This is a genomic window from Mycobacterium sp. (assembly GCF_965230835.1).
Lineage (GTDB): Bacteria > Actinomycetota > Actinomycetes > Mycobacteriales > Mycobacteriaceae > Mycobacterium.
In genome coordinates, this window is sequence record NZ_CBDDLW010000002.1 from 2,340,632 (window position 1) to 2,356,672 (window position 16,041).

The following is a 16,041-nucleotide window of genomic DNA, read 5'->3' on the forward strand; positions in this document are numbered from 1 at the left end:
TTGCGCTCCTAGTTTGCAGTGGGGAACGCAGGTTCCCCGATGGCGGTTTTTCCGAGGTACTCGAAACCTTCGATGGGTGAGAACGGCTGCATGTATTGGCCCGCGCGGACATCGCGGTACAACCGCGAGATGGGGTGCTTGTTCAGGTATCCGGCACCACCGACGACGGTCATGGCGTCATTGACAATGTCGATTGCCGTGGCAGTCACGTAAAGCTTTGCCTTCTGCAGCTCGGCCAGTACTGCGGGAGGCGGCTGTTCGCCGATGAATGCGTGGTGCTCGATCAGGTATTCGTCGACGGCGAGACAGGCTTCTCGCAAGGTGGCGTCTTAGGACTGGTGTAAAAACGCTGGGCGCATGTTCCTGGTGGTCATGTTACGCGGCGGTGGTGTCGGTCGTGGTTGTTGTGGTGGGGGGATGCAGTGGGCGGGGTGGCTCGAGCAGTTGGTGGCGTAGTTCTTGGAGGTGGCGGCTGGTCGCTGATGTTTGGGTGACTCCGCGCCAGCCGCGGCTGGCGCGGTCGAGGACGGCCCATACCAGCGACAGACAGCTGGTTTCGCCGGGTAGGCGGCCGATGACCTTGACCCGGCGACGGGATTCTCCGAAGGTGCGTTCGATGAGGTTGGAATGGCGGATGCGTGTCCAGTGTTGGCGGGGGAAGCGCAAATGCACGCTCAGCGAGGCGAAGTCGTTGGCCAGGCAAGCGACCGCGGCTGGGTAGAGCCCGCGGTATGTGGTGGTGAACTCCTCGGCGCGGCGGGTGGCTTCATCCACGGCCTGCTGGCCGGGTGGCTGGTCAATGTCATCGAAGATCGACCAGAACGCGGCTTTGATCTCGTCCTGGACCGCGACAGGTGTCTTGGCGATGACGTTACGGCAGCGATGGATCAGACACCGCTGACGCAGGCTTGCCGGAAACGTGGTCTCCCATGCGGCGATCAGGCCCGGCGCCCCGTCGGAGATGCCCAGTAGCGGCGGGCGTAGTCCCCGGTTCCTCAGGTCAGCCAAGAAGTCGGCCCACGCATCAGCCGACTCCGCTGCGGCTGGGGCCAGCCCAATAAACAGGGGCTTGCCGTCGGTGCAGATGCCCCAGGCGGCCAGCACCGGCTCGGCCGGGGCGTTGGGATGCATCCGAAAGTTCGAGGCATCCAAGAACAGGTAGTCCAACACCAGCTCATCAAGGCGTCGAGACGACCACGCAGCGAACTCGTCTTTGATGGCCGCACAAATCCGGCTCACCGTCGAGCGCGACAACGCCGCCTGCGAGCCCAGCACCTCGGCCAACGCGGCCTCGATGTCGCGATCCGACAAACCGCGCACCCATCCCGAAATCACCAACGCCTCCAGAGCGTGGGTGCGCGTCACCCCGGCACCGAATAGCCGCGAACAGAACCGCTCGTCGGTGTCGCGTAGTTTCGGGCGGCATAATTCGACCGAGCCCATCGTGGTCTTCACCGTCGCCGGCGGTTGATACCCATTGCGGTACCCGCCCGGGCCGTCCTGAACCCGACGCTGGTGACGGGCTCGGCCCAACACTGCTTCTACCTCGGCCTCCACGGCGACCTGAAACACCAGACGCACCGATAACCGCCCGACCTCCTCCAAAATCTCGGTCAACGGCCGCTCGGTCGCGGCGAACAACTGATCCATCTCAACACGCACACGCTCAATCGGCGATACTCGCTTGGTCACGGGCGTAGCCCCTCCTTCATAGCTTTCGTCGGTTGCGACGGAACCTACGCCCGTGACCATTTACACCAGCGATGAGACGCGACCTCTCGCAAAATGGCTCGACACGCAGCGGTGCGCATGTCGATGTCACCAATGAGCGCGGGGACCGCGGCGCGCTGTGAGCCCAGTGACTGGGTGGGCCCGGTGCGCTTGGACGTCGCGGATTCCACGGCGAGGTCGCGGGCGGCTTCGGCGATCCCCAAAAACGTGCTGGCGAGAAGGGCGGCACCTACGAATACGGTCGTGGCGTACGCGCTGGACCAATGACCCCACGGGCCGTAGCGCTTGACAAGCGCGAGCGGCACCCGGCAGTCCGTGAGGACTGTGTTCCCGCTGCCCGAGGCCCTCATGCCCAGCGCGTCCCACGCATCGAGATTCAGAACGAGGCCGGGCGTTCCTTGCGGGATCGATGCCCAGGCGAACTGGTCGTCGCCGTCATCTGTCACCAGGCGCACTCCGACCGCGATCACGTCGGCCGCCGGTGACATGGTCGAAAAGATCTTCATGCCGTTGATGACAACGTCGTCGCCATCCACAACGGCGCGGGTCAGGGGCGCGCAGATATTCGTACCGGGTTCCGATGAGAGGCCACACGTGACGAATCGGGTGTCTGCGGCAGCTTGCACCATGCCGCGAAGCATCTCCGCGTCGGGGTGGCGCGCGTGGACTGCTTCGGACATCTCCTGGCAGATTGCCCAATATCCGACCATGTGCATCGTGATTGCGATCGTGGTCGACGGACACGCTCGCCCCATCCGGTTCAGGGCAGCAGCCAGATCGACCGCCGAGGACACCCCCAGCCCACCGAATTCAGTTGGGGCAGAGGCCAATGTGAAGCCAGACTCTTTGAGAGAAGCGAAATTGCCATGGGGAACGGACCCTTCGCGGTCGTGCAGATCCGCGGTCTTGGCGAAAGCCTCGGCGTGAGCCTCTGCGATGCGCACCAGCTCTGCTCCGGCTTCGGTCGCGGGCCGTAACGAGGGTGTGGCGTTCATAGTGTGCGTCTCCGGCGACAGATCAACATTCCGACTAATGGCATTTGAGTGCTAGTATGCATAGTAGTGCCATTTTATGCAATCGTGGAGGCGGCTGGATGACGACTACACAAGATCTCCGCTTCCGGGCGGCGGCCCTACGATCGGTGACCGAGCGGGAAGCCGACGCAATCGACCGCGCCTGCACGCTCACGCCGCCGATGATCGACGCGATCACCGATGCCGGGCTCTGGCACATTGCCGTGCCCCATGAGCTCGGCGGCCACGAGGCGGACACGGGCGTCGTCCTCGATGTCTGCGAAGAGTTGTCGTTCCAAGACGGATCTGTGGGTTGGTCATTTATGGCCAACGTCGCGGCCACCGCGTACACGGCATACCTCAATCCCCGCGTAGCCGAGGAAATGGTGGCGGGACGGCCCGCATCGGTTCTGGCTGGCCAACTGGCCCCCAAGACCATCATTCGCCGAAAAGACGACGGATTTATTGTCGGCGGCGACTTCTCGTTTGGGAGCGGCTCAGCCCACGCTTCCTATCTCAGTGGCGGCGGGATGGTCGAAGACCACGACGGCAAACATGTACTCCTGGAGTCGGGGTCGCCCGCATTCCTGGGCTACTTCGTTCCTGCAGCCACCGCCGAGCTCAAAGGCGGATGGGACGTGATGGGTCTACGCGGCACCGGTAGTTTCGACTACACCATCCCGGAACGATTCATCGATGCCGACGCCACGTTCTGGGTCCTCGACCCTGTCGTGCACGCAAGCGCCCCGTTGTATCGCATCGGACCCATCTGCCTGGCAGGTATCGGCCACGCCGGCTGGGGGCTCGGTGTCGCCCGCAGGGCACTCCACGAAATCGAACAGATCGCCGCAGGCGGCCGATACCGCCTGAACGGCCGAGCACTATCTGAGCACCAGTACTTCCAACGCGAGATCGCTAAACAATCGCTAGCCCTCGACTCGGCCCGCCTCCTGGTCCACGATGTGTTCGGAAAAACTGTCGACACCATGTCCCAAGGCCAGCCCATGACACCCGACCGAGTCCAGACAATCATGGCCAGCGTCACCTACATGACAGAGGTATGCGGCCAGATCGTCCAGTTCGCCTACGCCGAATCCGGCAGCCAAGGACTCCGCAACCCCAGCATCCTGCAACGCTGTTTCCGCGATTTCCACACAGGTGCCCAACACATCTTCGTCGACCATAAAAGCTACGAAGCCCTCGGCACACACCGCCTCGACGCCGCCCGTGCCCACATCAGCCAAAGTTCCCCATGAACCGCGATCGAGTCGAACGACGCACCGCAGAGCTCCGCTCTCGCGTACTCGCCGTCGCCGGCACCCTCTTCGATGAACAGGGCATCGAGACCACCACCCTCGACCAAATCGCAGAGGAAGCCGACGTCGCCCGCCGCACCCTCTTCAACCACTTCCCCTCCAAAGCACACATCATCCGCGAGCTCACCCGCATCGGCATAACCGCCATGATCACCAACATCGAACAAGCCAGCGCCGCAGCCAACACCACCGAAGGCAGAATCCGCGCACTCTTCGGATTCATGCGCCACTACGCCGCCGACCACGGCCCTATGCATCGAGAGCTCATCGGTCAGTTCATCCAAGTCGCCCACGACACTCCCGACGACGCCACCACCGAAACACGCATCACCGATGCCATGCTTGCTCTCCTTCAAGCCGACAACACAACCCTCCCTACAGGCGCCCGCCCCGAAACAACCGCCGAAATACTCCTCGGGACGATCTACTTCATCACCTTCGAATGGATCAACCGCCCCGACTATGACATCGATGCCCACCTCGCCCAGGCCGCCGAACAACTCATCCGACTGGTCGCCGTCGCTGACCCCGACACTGACGCTGCGCCACTAGGGCACGAGCGCTAATGGGGCTTACCGGTGCGGTGGCGTGACCCGATAGCTGATCGGGGCTAAGCCGTGGGCGCGACAACCGGGTTGAAGCCGTACGTCGCGAACCGCTGAAGCGACTCGATACGCGCAGCGCTTGTTTAGGGCGGGCGAACGATCCTCGACAGGATCTTCGTGCAAGCAACACTTCGTGCGGTGGCCTTCCAGTGATGCCGCATAAAGTGGAGATCAAAAGGCGTGTGATGGAACAGCACTACGACGCGCTCGGATTCAAGCAACGCCCGCAGCCGGGACAATCGATTTGAGGCTATGTGATTTCCGTCATCAGATGCGCCACCCGCTATGCTTCCGGGGGCCTCCGCGACGTAAAGGCATTTGCGCCACTTCGTAGATTACGTTGATTGCCAATAGTTTCGGACATGGGCCTCTTGACATGACACGTTCCTGAGACAAATGACAACCGCATGACGAACTCGCTGAGAATATGACACGCGGGCTGAGACCCTACAGACCTGGTCCTTATCTCGCCATGTTCGCGAATCGTGACAAGTGCAGTTGATGCGCGACGGTGACGGTTTTGGTTGGACCGTTGCGGTGCTTGGCCAAAATGAAGTCGGCCTCTCCCCCACGTGGATCATCGCGCTCGAAGGCGTCCGGCCGGTGCAGCAGAATCACCACGTCGGCATCTTGTTCCAAGCTTCCACTTTCGCGGAGGTCCGACAGCATCGGCTTCTTGTCGGTGCGCTGCTCGGGACCACGGTTGAGCTGACAGATCGCGACCACCGGAACTTCAAGTTCTTTGGCCAGCAACTTCAAGTGACGAGAGAAGTCGGAAACTTCCACCTGCCGCGACTCGAACTTTTTGCCTGAAGTCATCAGCTGCAGGTAATCGACGACAACCAGATCCAGGTTGGCCTTTTGCCGCAACCGACGCGCCTTGGCGCGAATTTCCATCATCGTGAGGTTGGGCGAGTCATCGATGTACAGCGGAGCCTCGCTGATTTCGCTCATCCGCCGTGCCAGTCGAGTCCAGTCCTCGTCGTTCATCCGGCCTGAGCGCATGTCGGCAAGCTTGATCTTCGCCTCCGCCGAAAGCAGCCGCATCACGATCTCTGACTTACTCATTTCCAGCGAAAAGATGACGCTGGCCTTGCGATTCTTGATCGAACATGACCGCATGAAATCCAGCCCGAGGGTGGAATTGTGCGTCGGCACCATGCCCTCACCGGCCAGATACAGGTGAGCGGCGTTGTCCACCTCGACGCAACGCACTGCCACGCTGGGCACCCGGTGTACCGAAACGACCCTCAGCACAGGGGCCATCAACGCGGTCGTCCCGCGATCGGCGCGGCACCCCGTCGTTCCGGCAGGGGCGACTGTGTCGCGGCCTGGGCGCAACTGAGCCGACGTCCGGATACCGTCACTAGTAGGCCACTGGTGCGCGGCGTCGGCGACGATGGTTGTGCCGTCAGAGAACTCAATCTCAAAACATGGGCGCCCCAACATGACACCGGTCGCGGCCACCACTCGCGTCGGCAACCCGTCGGCGTCCAACAGTTCCTCGCCGACGGCAACGTCACCCATCGTCGTCCAGCCGCCCGGAGTGGGCAGCGGTGTGTTCAACGCAAGCGCCTTGCCCACACCGGGACGCGCGGCGACGATGATCATCTGCCCCGGGTGCAGACCGTTGGTCACCTCGTCGAGTTCGGTGAAGCCGGTCGGTACACCGCGTGAGATTCCGCCATTAGAGGCGATAGCGTCGATCTCGTCCATGGTCGGCTGCAGCAGTTCCTCGAGCGGCACGAAATCCTCGGACAGCCGACGATCCGCAACATCGTAGATTTCAGCCTGGGCGCGGTCGACGACCTCCGCCACATCGGCACCCTCGGCGCCCGCGTATCCGTACTGCACCACCCGAGTGCCAGCCTCCACCAACCGGCGCAGCAGCGCTTTCTCCGCGACGATGCCCGCGTAGTAGCCAGCGTTCGCGGCCGTAGGCACGGTGGAGATCAGCGTATGCAGGTAGGGCGCACCGCCGATCCGGCGAAGCAGCCCGCGACGGTCCAGTTCAGCGGCTACGGTCACGGCATCAGCCGGCTCTCCCCGCCCGTACAGATCCAGAATCGCTTCGTAAACATTTTGGTGCACCGGACGGTAGAAATCAGCGGGCCGGAGCCGCTCCAGCACATCGGCGACAGCGTCCTTGCTCAACAACATTCCGCCCAGCACCGACTGCTCGGCGGCGAGATCCTGCGGTGGTTGACGGCCGAAGTCTTCGCTGGGCGGCGAGGCATCCATACCAGGCGCCAGGTCATCGACGACCGCCATAGGCCCTCATCTCCCCCAAACAAGTATCCGAACGTACATTCGACCGGAGATATTCACAGCGTAGGCCAAGACTCTGACACTCGCCGCTCCGACGCACCCGCATCACCTGGCGTCGGGATGACGGTAAACGTTGCTGGTGGGTCTTCCCAAGAAGCGCTGTTCATAAGGTTGTGTATCGCGTGTGCATAGATGTCCGCACCCGTGTTGAGGGGGGTGTGGAGAACCTGTGGATTACTTCTGGCTATCGCGACATACCCGCAGATAACCGCACCACAGTCCGACACATTTAGTGTGGAAAAAAATCCGTTCGGCGTGTCGTGCCGGGTTACCGTGTCGGGCGTGTTGTCTTTCAGGCAGATATTCGCTGAGTGAAGCCTCGGTTACACGATCCGTCGAAAGAGACCGCCAAAATAGTTCGCCAGCGCGACTCACCGGCAAACTATGCCCCAGCTACGCTCCGGCAATCCCATAGCATGCGAAGACCCGGTGACAGCCTGCCGCGGACGCCACCGGGTCATCGATCTGCTGTGTTCTAGCTAGCTCTCCGCGATCACATCGAGCGAAACCGCAACCTCGATTTCCGGATGCAGATGAACCGACACCGGATAGCTGCCTACGGCCTTGATGTGTGTTTTGGGCAGCCGGACGATTCGCTTGTCGAGGTTTGGCCCGCCAGCCTTCTTGATGGCTGCCACCACATCAGCGGCGGTTACCGAGCCGAAGAGCTTGCCGGAATCGGACCCGGTCTTCGCCGGAAGCGATACCGGGCCGATAGCCTCGATCGCCGCCTTGATCTCGTTGGCGTGCTCGCGGTCACGCACTGTCTTGCTCTCACGAGCCCGGCGGATCTCGTCGGCCTGCTTCTGGGCTCCGCGTGTGGCGACGATCGCCAGCCCGCGCGGAAGCAGGAAATTGCGGCCATAACCATTCTTGACCTCGACAGTGTCACCGACAGAACCGAGGTGGTCGACATCAGCCGTCAGAATCAGCTTCATCGTTTTGGTACTTCCCGTTGATCGTTCGGCGGTTACCGCGCCGATGAGGTAAAGGGCAGCAGCGCGACCTCGCGGGCATTCTTGACTGCGATCGCGATGTCTCGCTGGTGCTGGACACAGTTGCCGGTCACGCGGCGTGCGCGGATCTTGCCGCGCTCGCTGATGTAGGTACGCAGCAGCGTCGTGTCCTTATAGTCGATCGCCTGGTCTTTCTTTGCGCAGAAGACGCATTTGCGCACCTTGACCGGTTTTTCGGGAGCCGGGCGTCGCTTGTTGGACTTGGCCATGTGTGTGTTTCTTTCCGTTTCTTACTCGTCTTGCTGGTCTGCTGTATGTGCGGTCAGAAAGGCGGTTCTTCGCTGCCGCCGCCGAATGAGCCCGACGCGGGTGCGCTGCCCCACGGGTCGTCGCTGGGCCCGCCGCTCGCAGGTGCCTGCGCCGACATCTGGTCCGGGCGGGATCCGCCGCCGAAACCTCCACCGCCGCCGCGGCTAGCCTTGTTGACCTTTGCGGTGGCATACCGAAGCGAAGGACCGATCTCGTCGACGTCGACCTCAACGACAGTGCGCTTTTCGCCTTCGCGAGTCTCGAACGAACGCTGTTTAAGCCGCCCCGTGACGATCACCCGCGCACCTCGAGTGAGGCTTTCGGCCACGTTCTCGGCGGCCTCACGCCAGATGGCGCAGCGTAGGAACAACGCTTCACCGTCTTTCCATTCCCCGCTCTGGCGGTCATAGGTCCGCGGTGTCGATGCCACGGTGAAATTGGCCACCGCAGCACCTGACGGCGTGAACCGCAGTTCGGGGTCAGCGGTCAGGTTCCCGACGACGGTGATGGTGGTTTCACCAGCCACAATTTTCCTCCTGGATCCGCGAACGGTCTCGGTGGGTAGTCATGAGCATCTTTTCGCTGAGCCTACGCAACCGCACTGACGCTGGCAGATGCGCTGATCTGGTTTCGGCAACCGGCTTGCACCAGCACAGGGAGATCCCCGTCTCGCCGAGCTGACATCATCGGGCTAGTGCTTCTCGGTGCGCATCACCTTGGTGCGCAACACCGACTCGTTGAGGCTGAGCTGGCGGTCGAGTTCGGACACCGTTGCCGGGGCAGCCTTCAAGTCGATGACGACGTAGATACCTTCGGCGTGCTTGGCAATCTCGTACGCCAACCGCCGCCGACCCCAGATATCGACTTTGTCCACCGTTCCGCCGTCTTTTCGGACAACGTTCAAGAACGCCTCCAAGGACGGGGCGACGGTCCGTTCATCAAGGGTGGGGTCCAGGATGACCATGATCTCGTATGGACGCATGGAAACCTCATTACCTCCTCTGGTCTGAGCGGCCACGGTCGATCCGTGGCAGGAGTGTTACCCGCATAGGCAACCGCCCCAGGTTACCCGACACCGGGCGGCCCTAAAAATCTGACCGCTCCGGTTAGCGGGTCGCCCCGATCGGGCACACCAGATCTCGATCACACCGAGTCCGGCCAGCGGGAAACTTCGATCGGCATCCAATCGATGTCCGGTTGTTGCCGTCCCTCCACGAGTCGGCGCCACGGTAACGTATGCGCAATATCCGATGGATGAAGTCCGCGGTCGTTGTTGGCGCATTCGAGGTTGCGTTGACGGCGGTCGCGCCGGTGGCCAACGCTGCGCCTCTCGGGCCTCCGCCTCCCCCGCCCTTTCCGCCTTCGCCGACGGCTCCATGCAACGCGATCAGTCCGTTTGCGGTCCCGTGCATCGCCCTCAACAAGGGCGCTAACGCGGTCAGTTTCGAGTGCCGTCGTGTCGGCGTGCCCGACAGGAAGTGTGTGATCCCGCTCGGCTTTCGGGTGACCCAGGCCGCCCGTGATGCCTATCTGCAGTCGTGGGTTCACCAAACAGCGCAATTCCAGTATGCGCTCGCCGACCCCTTGCCGCTGGTCGACGCTCAGTGGCTGGGCACCCACAATTCATTCAACAGCCTCAATGAGGGCTTTACGGTCTCGCATTTCGACTCAAACCAGCAGCTGTCACTGACCCAACTGCTCGACGTCGACATGCGCAGCCTGGAGCTGGATCTGCACTACATCCGACAACTACGGCTGTTTGGCAAACACGCTGTCACGGTGTGTCACGGGCAGGGACCGGAAGTGGGCAACCTGGGCTGCACCACCGAACCGCTCTTCTCCGAGGTGTTGCCCAAGATAGCGACGTGGCTGAACGCACCCGGGCACACCGACGAGGTCGTGATGCTCTACCTGGAAGACAATTTGGATGACACCGCGGCTTACGCGTCGACGATCGCCACTCTGGATCGTGTGTTGCAGCGCCCAGACGGGAGCAGCCTCATCTTTCACCCCGATCCGGTTGGACGCAGCGCCGACGGCTGCGTCCCGCTTCCGCTGCAGCTGTCACGTGACGACGTCCGCGCGTCCGGCGCGCGGGTCGTGCTCGTCGGATCCTGTGCGCGGGGTTGGTCAACCGACGTCTTCGAATGGAGCAGTGTGCACGTAGAAGGAGGCTCAACCTCTGCCTACCAGCCGTACCCGGCCTGCGATGCCACCTACAGCCCCACCGTGTACGCCTCGAAGCTGGTGCGCTACTTCGAGGACAGCACGTTGGTCTCGGTCCTGGCCGAAAACCCAACTCGGCCTCCCGTCGATCCTGAGGCACTTACACCACCGAAAGTTCAGGCAATGACCAACTGTGGCGTGAATCTATTCGGTTTCGATCAGCTTCTCCCCGACGATGGACGTATCCAGGCGTCGCTGTGGAGCTGGGCGCCGGACGAACCCCGCCCCGGTGCGGGCACCTGCACCCTGCAAAGAGCAGACAGCCGTTGGGTCGCTGCGCCTTGCGGAGACTCGTATCATGCGGCATGCCTGAGTTCGGCGGACACGTGGACCGTGACACCGATTCCCACGACCTTCGCCGCGGCTCCCCTGGCATGTTCGGTCATCGGCGCGGAGTTCGCCCTGCCCCGAACGGGCCTGCAGAACGCCCATTTACACGCCGCAGCCGGGCCCGCCGGTGGCGCATGGGTGCGATATGCGGTAGGTGATCCACTAGATAGCGCATATCCTTCGGATCCCCAACCACAATGAATCAGATTCGGTGGGCCGCTGAAGGGCTCGCGCGAACTCCACGATCGACAACCAGGCGACTAGCAGCCCGACAGCGTCCCGTGCGGTGAACCGCGCCAATGGCGAGGCGCGTCAAGGCTCTCCGACGACACTTTCTGGCCGACCGCCGCTGCCGGACGAATGCGCCGGCGGCTCGGACCGCCGTCGCGGCATCGAGCGCAGCCAGTCGGGCAGCCAGCCCGCTGCCGCATCCGGTGCGTGGTCATAGACCCCACCCACCGGATCGTCGACTCGCCCGCGCCACCGCACCAGATCCTCGTCAGGTCGATAGATTTGCCGGACCACCAGAGCGCACAACGCCACAACCGCGATGTCGCGCACGAGCACCGTCGTGGTGAACCACTGCTCCGGTAGTGATCGATTCGGGTTTGCGTACAAGAAGTACATCCGCGGCACCCACACCAGGGCGTCGATCGTCATCCAGGCCAGCAGGATCCGACGGTGCGGCAAGGCCAAGACCGCAAGCGGCACCAGCCACAGCGAGAACTGCGGGCTCCACACCTTGCTGGTCAACAAGAAGGCAGCGACGACCAAGAAGGTCAGCTGGGCTACTCGCGGTCGTTGCGGCGCGGTGAACGCCATATAGGCGATCGCCGCGCAACACACGACGAACAATGTCACCACGACCGCGTTCAGGATCACCGGCGGCTCCCAAAAGCCTAGTGCGGGATCGAAACCCCGCCAGCCGGTGAACGACTTCACCACGTTGTACAGCGAATCCATATCCTCGCCGCGCCGGGTGTTAAGCCGGAAGAATTCCGACCAGCCTCGCGGAAACAGCAACAGTACCGGGAGATTGACCAGCAGCCAGTTGGCCGCAGTGGTAGCCACCGTACGTGCCACAGCACCCAAACGACCGGTACGAATTCCCAATACCAGCAAAGGGCCCAAGAAAAGCAGCGGATACAGCTTGGCTGCGGCGCCCAACCCGATTAGCACACCGGCAACGACCGGTCGCCGACGCGCCCATGCCAGCAGTCCACCCATTGCGAAAGCAGTTGCCAGCGCGTCGAAGTTGGTGAAGATCTGGAAGATTACCAACGGAGACGCCGCGACCAACGCTGCATCCCAGATCCGACGACCGGCCAGACCTGCCGTCGCCCATACTGTTGCTAGCCAGGCCAGCGCCAGGCCGAAGGCCGCGACGTCGAAGAACACCACTACCTCAGCGATCACCGGAGCCGGAACGATCTTGGTCAACGCGGTGTAGGTCTTGGCTACTGCCATCGACGCGTACTGGTAGACCCCGGTCAGTACCGGGTACTCCATGTAGCGCACCGCGGGCTTGCCGTCGTAGCGGATCTGGGGGGCGCCGTCGGCGTCGTTTTCTATCCAACTGGACTTGTATGGAAACTGCCCTTGATTCAACAACTCCGCGCCGTAGAGCGGCACTGTGTCGGAGTAGCACAACTCGTAGTAGGCGCGTTGGTTGTCCCAGTTGGCCACCCGCTCATCAGCCGGACCGGTGCCGTGGGTCTGCAGGCAAGCCGCCTTGGTCGACCATCCCAGCGCCAAAAACACCAACGCAATAACAAACATCACTCGCAGCGGAGTCATCAGCCGGGTGCGACCAACCAGCGCGTGCCGGCCCACCGGCCCACCGACAACATTCGAAAGAGCCGCACCTAAAACATCTGTGCGGCTAGGGAAATCGCGATTGTCGGCGCTGCGTAGGTCGGCGGCCAGCGGCTCCGGCGAGATAGCTGGACGCTGCATCTGTGCCCCGGTCACGGTGGTGGTAGGGGGCCATCGGGCGGCGGCGGCGGTGGCGGCGGCGCCAGGGTAATGGTGGTGGGCGGACCGACCGGGATAGTAATCCCGGGTGCTATTTCGATCGTGGGCTGGATGACCGTCACTGAGGGCGGTGGCGGCGGTGGCGGCGGCGCAACCGGCACGCCGGCGTAGCCGCCCACTTCGGTGGGTTTAGGGAAGGTCTCCTTGGAGGTGCCCTTCAGCGCACCATCCATTGTCGACTTCCAGATGCTCGATGGCAGGCCGGAGCCATATATCGGCCCGCCCGAGGCGGTGACCAGCGGCTCGTCTTCTTTGGCTGTGCCTACCCAGACGGCCGTCGACAGCGACGGCGTGTACCCCACCATCCAGGCGTCCTTGTTCGCGGTGGTATCGCCCAATTGCGTGGTGCCGGTCTTGGCCGCCGAGCGCCGTCCACCAGCCAGGTTATGACCGCGGGAATAGCCTGCGATCGGTTCCATAGCTGCGGTGACGTTGTCAGCTACCGCCGCGGAGATACGCTGGTCACCGCTGGTATCGGTGGTGCTGGCGTCAAAGAGAACCTTGCCGTCCCCGCGCACAACTTTCTGCACAAACCGCGGCGGATGGTAGATGCCGGAAGCGGCCAATGTGGCGTAGGCCGAAGCCATGTCGATCACCCGGGTTTGGTACTGCCCCAGAACAATCCCATTATTCGGCGGCCCGCCCTTACCGTCTTCGGACAACGTGTGCGCGACGCCTGGGAAGCTCATCGCTATGCCCATTTGATGGGCGGCATCCGCAACGGCCTGCGGCCCCCCCTTCAGTTTGAGCATCAGCCGGTAGTAAGAGGTGTTCAGCGACATTTTGAGTGCTTGGGCGATATTGCATTTTCCGCAGGCCTCGTCGGCGACATTCGTGATTTCAATGCCATCCACGGTCAGTGGCGAGCTGTCCACCTCGTAGCCCAGACCGATCCCCTGCTCGAGTGCGGCAGCAAGGGCGAACACCTTGAATGACGATCCGGTCTGCAATCCTGCTTGCGCAAAGTCAAAGCCGCTGGCATTCGCACCCCCGTAATAGGCGCGTACCTCACCGCTGCGCGGATCGATCGCGACCACTGCGGCCCGCAAGTCTGGGTCTTGCCCGTCGAGGTATTTCGTTACCGCCTTCTCCGCGGCCCGCTGAGCCTGGGGATCAATCGTCGTGGTGACCTGTAAACCCTGAGTGTTGAGGGTTTGCTCGTCGATGTTGAACAGCTCAAGCAACTCTTTGGTCACCTGGCGCTCAATCAGCCCGTCGGGTCCTCTGGTCTGATTCTCGGCACGGGCTTGATCGGGCGGGACTGTTCTTGGGAAAACCTGTTTCGCTCGGCCGCTCGGAGACAGCGCCCCGGTTTCCACCATGCCGTCCAGCACCCAGCTCCACCGGTCGCGGGCACCGACCGGGTCGACGGCGGGGTCCAGCGCAGATGGGCGTCGAACCAGCGCGGCCAGCAGGGCCCCCTCAGAAACCGTCAGCCGGTCGACTGGCTTGTCGAAGTAGGCTTTCGCCGCTGCCGAAATCCCGTAGGCACCCCGGCCAAAGTAGATGATGTTCAGATAGGCCTGCAGCACATCGTCTTTAGACCATTCCTCGGACATCTTGGTCGCGATGACCAATTCCTTCGCCTTACGCAGCAAGCCACTCCACCCATGCTGCGCGGAACCGACCAGCGCGTTCTTGACGTACTGCTGGGTGATCGTCGACCCGCCCTGCAGGTCACCGCCGACGAGGTTGTTCTTCACCGCCCGCGCGAATCCACTCAGCGAGAAGCCTGGGTTTGAGTAGAAGTTGCGATCTTCGGCAGCGATTACCGCCTGGCGGACGTGTACCGGCACTTCACTAAGGCTGACATCTACCCGATTGCCTTCGGGTGGAACGATTCTGGCGATCTCCGATCCATCGCTGGCCAAAATCGTCGACACTTGGTTGGTTCGAATGTCACCCGGGTCGGGGACGTCGACGATGAAATAGGCCATCGAGAATGTGACGATTGGCAACAACACCATCACCGCCATCGCGGCATAGGCAAACCGCCTCAGCAGTTTCCAGTTGATCCGCCGAGCCCAGTCCCCAACAACGTTCGGTGCGGGGTGCCCGCCATGAAACAGTCCAAACAAGCTATCTGGACCAGCGGAGCCAGGCGGACCAGGAGGTTCTGGCGGAGGGTGCCGTCGGGCCTCTCCCCTATCGCGCGGCGGGTGTTTCGACGGTGGGCTCAGCGCGGCCTTTACCTGCTCCAGGGGGTCGCGATCCAACCGCGTCGTTGGAGGACCGTCCAAGGCGGCTTTGACCGCTTCGATGGGATCGGACGCGCTCTGCGGTCCGTCGTCGACCGCCGGGATGATCGTTGTCATCCGATCATCGGGTGGAGTCGGATGGTGCTGGCCCAACTTCGGAGGCACACCGGACTCGTCACCGCTGAGATGTTTGGCGGTGAACTCAGTCGCCGGCCGATGCGGGCCGCCGAGCGACCGGTGATGACGCCCGTTGCTATTCACTGGCCATGCGGGCGTTGCGCGCCGTCCGCCTGCCGGAGCCTTTGGGCGGACGCGCCGCCCCGAGGACATATGACTTGACCAGGTGATTCCAGCTGCAGGTTCGGCAAACTTCCACGACATGGACAGCGAATTCGGAGTACCGAGTCGCCAGCAAGACCAGCTCTTCGGCAGTGCGCGCCGAGCCCGACACCGCACCAAGGTGCTCACCGAAAACCCACGACACCAACGTGAGCTGTTCTTTACGACAGATCGGACAGGTCACCTGGCTTGGTTTCCCGTGAAACCGTGCCGCACGCAGCAAGTAGGGATTTGCATCACATACTTCGGACACGCCAGTGCGGCCCGAGTACACCTCAGCCAGCAGGGAGCGCCGCCGAAGCGCATAGTCCACCACCTGTCGCTGCAGTCGCACGCTCACCAGAGTACGTCCCCAACCACACCACCGGTACGCAACCAACCCTGTTGTCGCGCGAGTCACCCCCAACCGCGCTAGCCAACCGCGCTCCGGTCCAAAGGCAGCGAACAACAAACCGCTCGCCGCCATCACAGCGACGCGTCGAACATCAACACCACGTTTTGGCCACCGCGCCATATGCAGCGCCCACCCACCGAGCACAGCCGACGACGAGACGCCGGCCAAACAGGAAAATCGACCTGCTCAGAGCTAGCGACCGCGATGTTTGACACAGCGCAGCGCGGCTGGCTCGCCCGGGACGAATAGTGCACCAACACCC

Annotated in this window: 14 protein-coding genes; 3 read left to right on the top strand and 11 right to left on the bottom strand. The window is 62.6% G+C overall.

Going from position 1 to position 16,041, the window contains the following annotated elements; translation table 11 throughout:
- Positions 1-8: 8 nt before the first annotated feature.
- The 3 genes from ACO07W_RS11110 to ACO07W_RS11120 form a co-directional block, all read right to left on the bottom strand.
- A complete protein-coding gene (locus ACO07W_RS11110; RefSeq protein ID WP_421843157.1) occupies positions 9-320 on the bottom strand; it encodes an acyl-CoA dehydrogenase family protein in 312 nt (103 codons plus the stop codon).
- A 55-nt stretch (positions 321-375) separates the two neighbouring features.
- Positions 376-1,650 (bottom strand): IS256 family transposase, encoded by a 1,275-nt coding sequence (locus tag ACO07W_RS11115; protein ID WP_421840071.1) that lies wholly within the window; start codon positions 1,648-1,650, stop codon positions 376-378.
- Between the two features lie 86 nt (positions 1,651-1,736).
- The gene (locus ACO07W_RS11120) at positions 1,737-2,726 is read right to left on the bottom strand and encodes an acyl-CoA dehydrogenase family protein (protein WP_421843159.1); all 990 of its coding nucleotides are present in this window, start codon (positions 2,724-2,726) and stop codon (positions 1,737-1,739) included.
- Positions 2,727-2,824: 98 nt separating this feature from the next.
- Between ACO07W_RS11120 and ACO07W_RS11125 the strand changes: the two genes are divergently transcribed.
- Together ACO07W_RS11125 and ACO07W_RS11130 are read left to right on the top strand one after the other, a co-directional pair.
- Entirely contained in the window at positions 2,825-4,000 is a 1,176-nt protein-coding gene (locus ACO07W_RS11125) for an acyl-CoA dehydrogenase family protein (RefSeq protein WP_421843161.1), read from the top strand.
- Positions 3,997-4,626, top strand: a complete 630-nt coding sequence (locus ACO07W_RS11130; protein WP_421843163.1) for a TetR/AcrR family transcriptional regulator — start codon at positions 3,997-3,999, stop codon at positions 4,624-4,626. The genes ACO07W_RS11125 and ACO07W_RS11130 overlap by 4 nt, the downstream gene beginning before the upstream one ends.
- A gap of 501 nt (positions 4,627-5,127) precedes the next feature.
- Here the strand turns inward: ACO07W_RS11130 and dnaB are convergent.
- From dnaB to rpsF, 5 genes are all read right to left on the bottom strand, one after another.
- Positions 5,128-6,936, bottom strand: a complete 1,809-nt coding sequence (dnaB, locus tag ACO07W_RS11135; protein ID WP_421843165.1) for a replicative DNA helicase — start codon at positions 6,934-6,936, stop codon at positions 5,128-5,130.
- Positions 6,937-7,472: 536 nt separating this feature from the next.
- Positions 7,473-7,931, bottom strand: a complete 459-nt coding sequence (gene rplI, locus ACO07W_RS11140; RefSeq protein WP_421843167.1) for a 50S ribosomal protein L9 — start codon at positions 7,929-7,931, stop codon at positions 7,473-7,475.
- 32 nt (positions 7,932-7,963) lie between these two features.
- Positions 7,964-8,218 (bottom strand): 30S ribosomal protein S18, encoded by a 255-nt coding sequence (gene rpsR, locus ACO07W_RS11145; RefSeq protein ID WP_421843169.1) that lies wholly within the window; start codon positions 8,216-8,218, stop codon positions 7,964-7,966.
- 53 nt (positions 8,219-8,271) lie between these two features.
- Positions 8,272-8,784 carry a single-stranded DNA-binding protein gene (locus ACO07W_RS11150; RefSeq protein ID WP_421843171.1) on the bottom strand — a complete coding sequence of 171 codons (513 nt, stop codon included), beginning with the start codon at positions 8,782-8,784 and terminating at the stop codon, positions 8,272-8,274.
- 165 nt (positions 8,785-8,949) lie between these two features.
- Positions 8,950-9,240, bottom strand: a complete 291-nt coding sequence (rpsF, locus tag ACO07W_RS11155) for a 30S ribosomal protein S6 (RefSeq protein WP_421843173.1) — start codon at positions 9,238-9,240, stop codon at positions 8,950-8,952.
- A gap of 254 nt (positions 9,241-9,494) precedes the next feature.
- Here rpsF and ACO07W_RS11160 point away from each other — a divergent pair, with 254 nt between their 5' ends.
- Positions 9,495-11,015 carry a hypothetical protein gene (locus ACO07W_RS11160; RefSeq protein ID WP_421843175.1) on the top strand — a complete coding sequence of 507 codons (1,521 nt, stop codon included), beginning with the start codon at positions 9,495-9,497 and terminating at the stop codon, positions 11,013-11,015.
- A 111-nt stretch (positions 11,016-11,126) separates the two neighbouring features.
- On the opposite strand, the gene ACO07W_RS11165 is transcribed toward ACO07W_RS11160, so the two are convergent.
- The 3 genes from ACO07W_RS11165 to ACO07W_RS11175 all read right to left on the bottom strand — a co-directional run bounded on the left by ACO07W_RS11165 (position 11,127) and on the right by ACO07W_RS11175 (position 15,719).
- On the bottom strand, positions 11,127-12,770 hold the full coding sequence (locus ACO07W_RS11165; RefSeq protein ID WP_421843177.1) for a glycosyltransferase family 87 protein: 1,644 nt from the start codon (positions 12,768-12,770) through the stop codon (positions 11,127-11,129).
- 11 nt (positions 12,771-12,781) lie between these two features.
- Complete coding sequence (locus ACO07W_RS11170; RefSeq protein WP_421845939.1) at positions 12,782-15,163, bottom strand: transglycosylase domain-containing protein; 2,382 nt, start codon at positions 15,161-15,163, stop codon at positions 12,782-12,784.
- 136 nt (positions 15,164-15,299) lie between these two features.
- Positions 15,300-15,719: a DUF5318 family protein gene (locus ACO07W_RS11175; RefSeq protein ID WP_421843179.1), complete on the bottom strand. Its 420-nt coding sequence runs from the start codon at positions 15,717-15,719 to the stop codon at positions 15,300-15,302.
- Positions 15,720-16,041 lie beyond the last annotated feature (322 nt).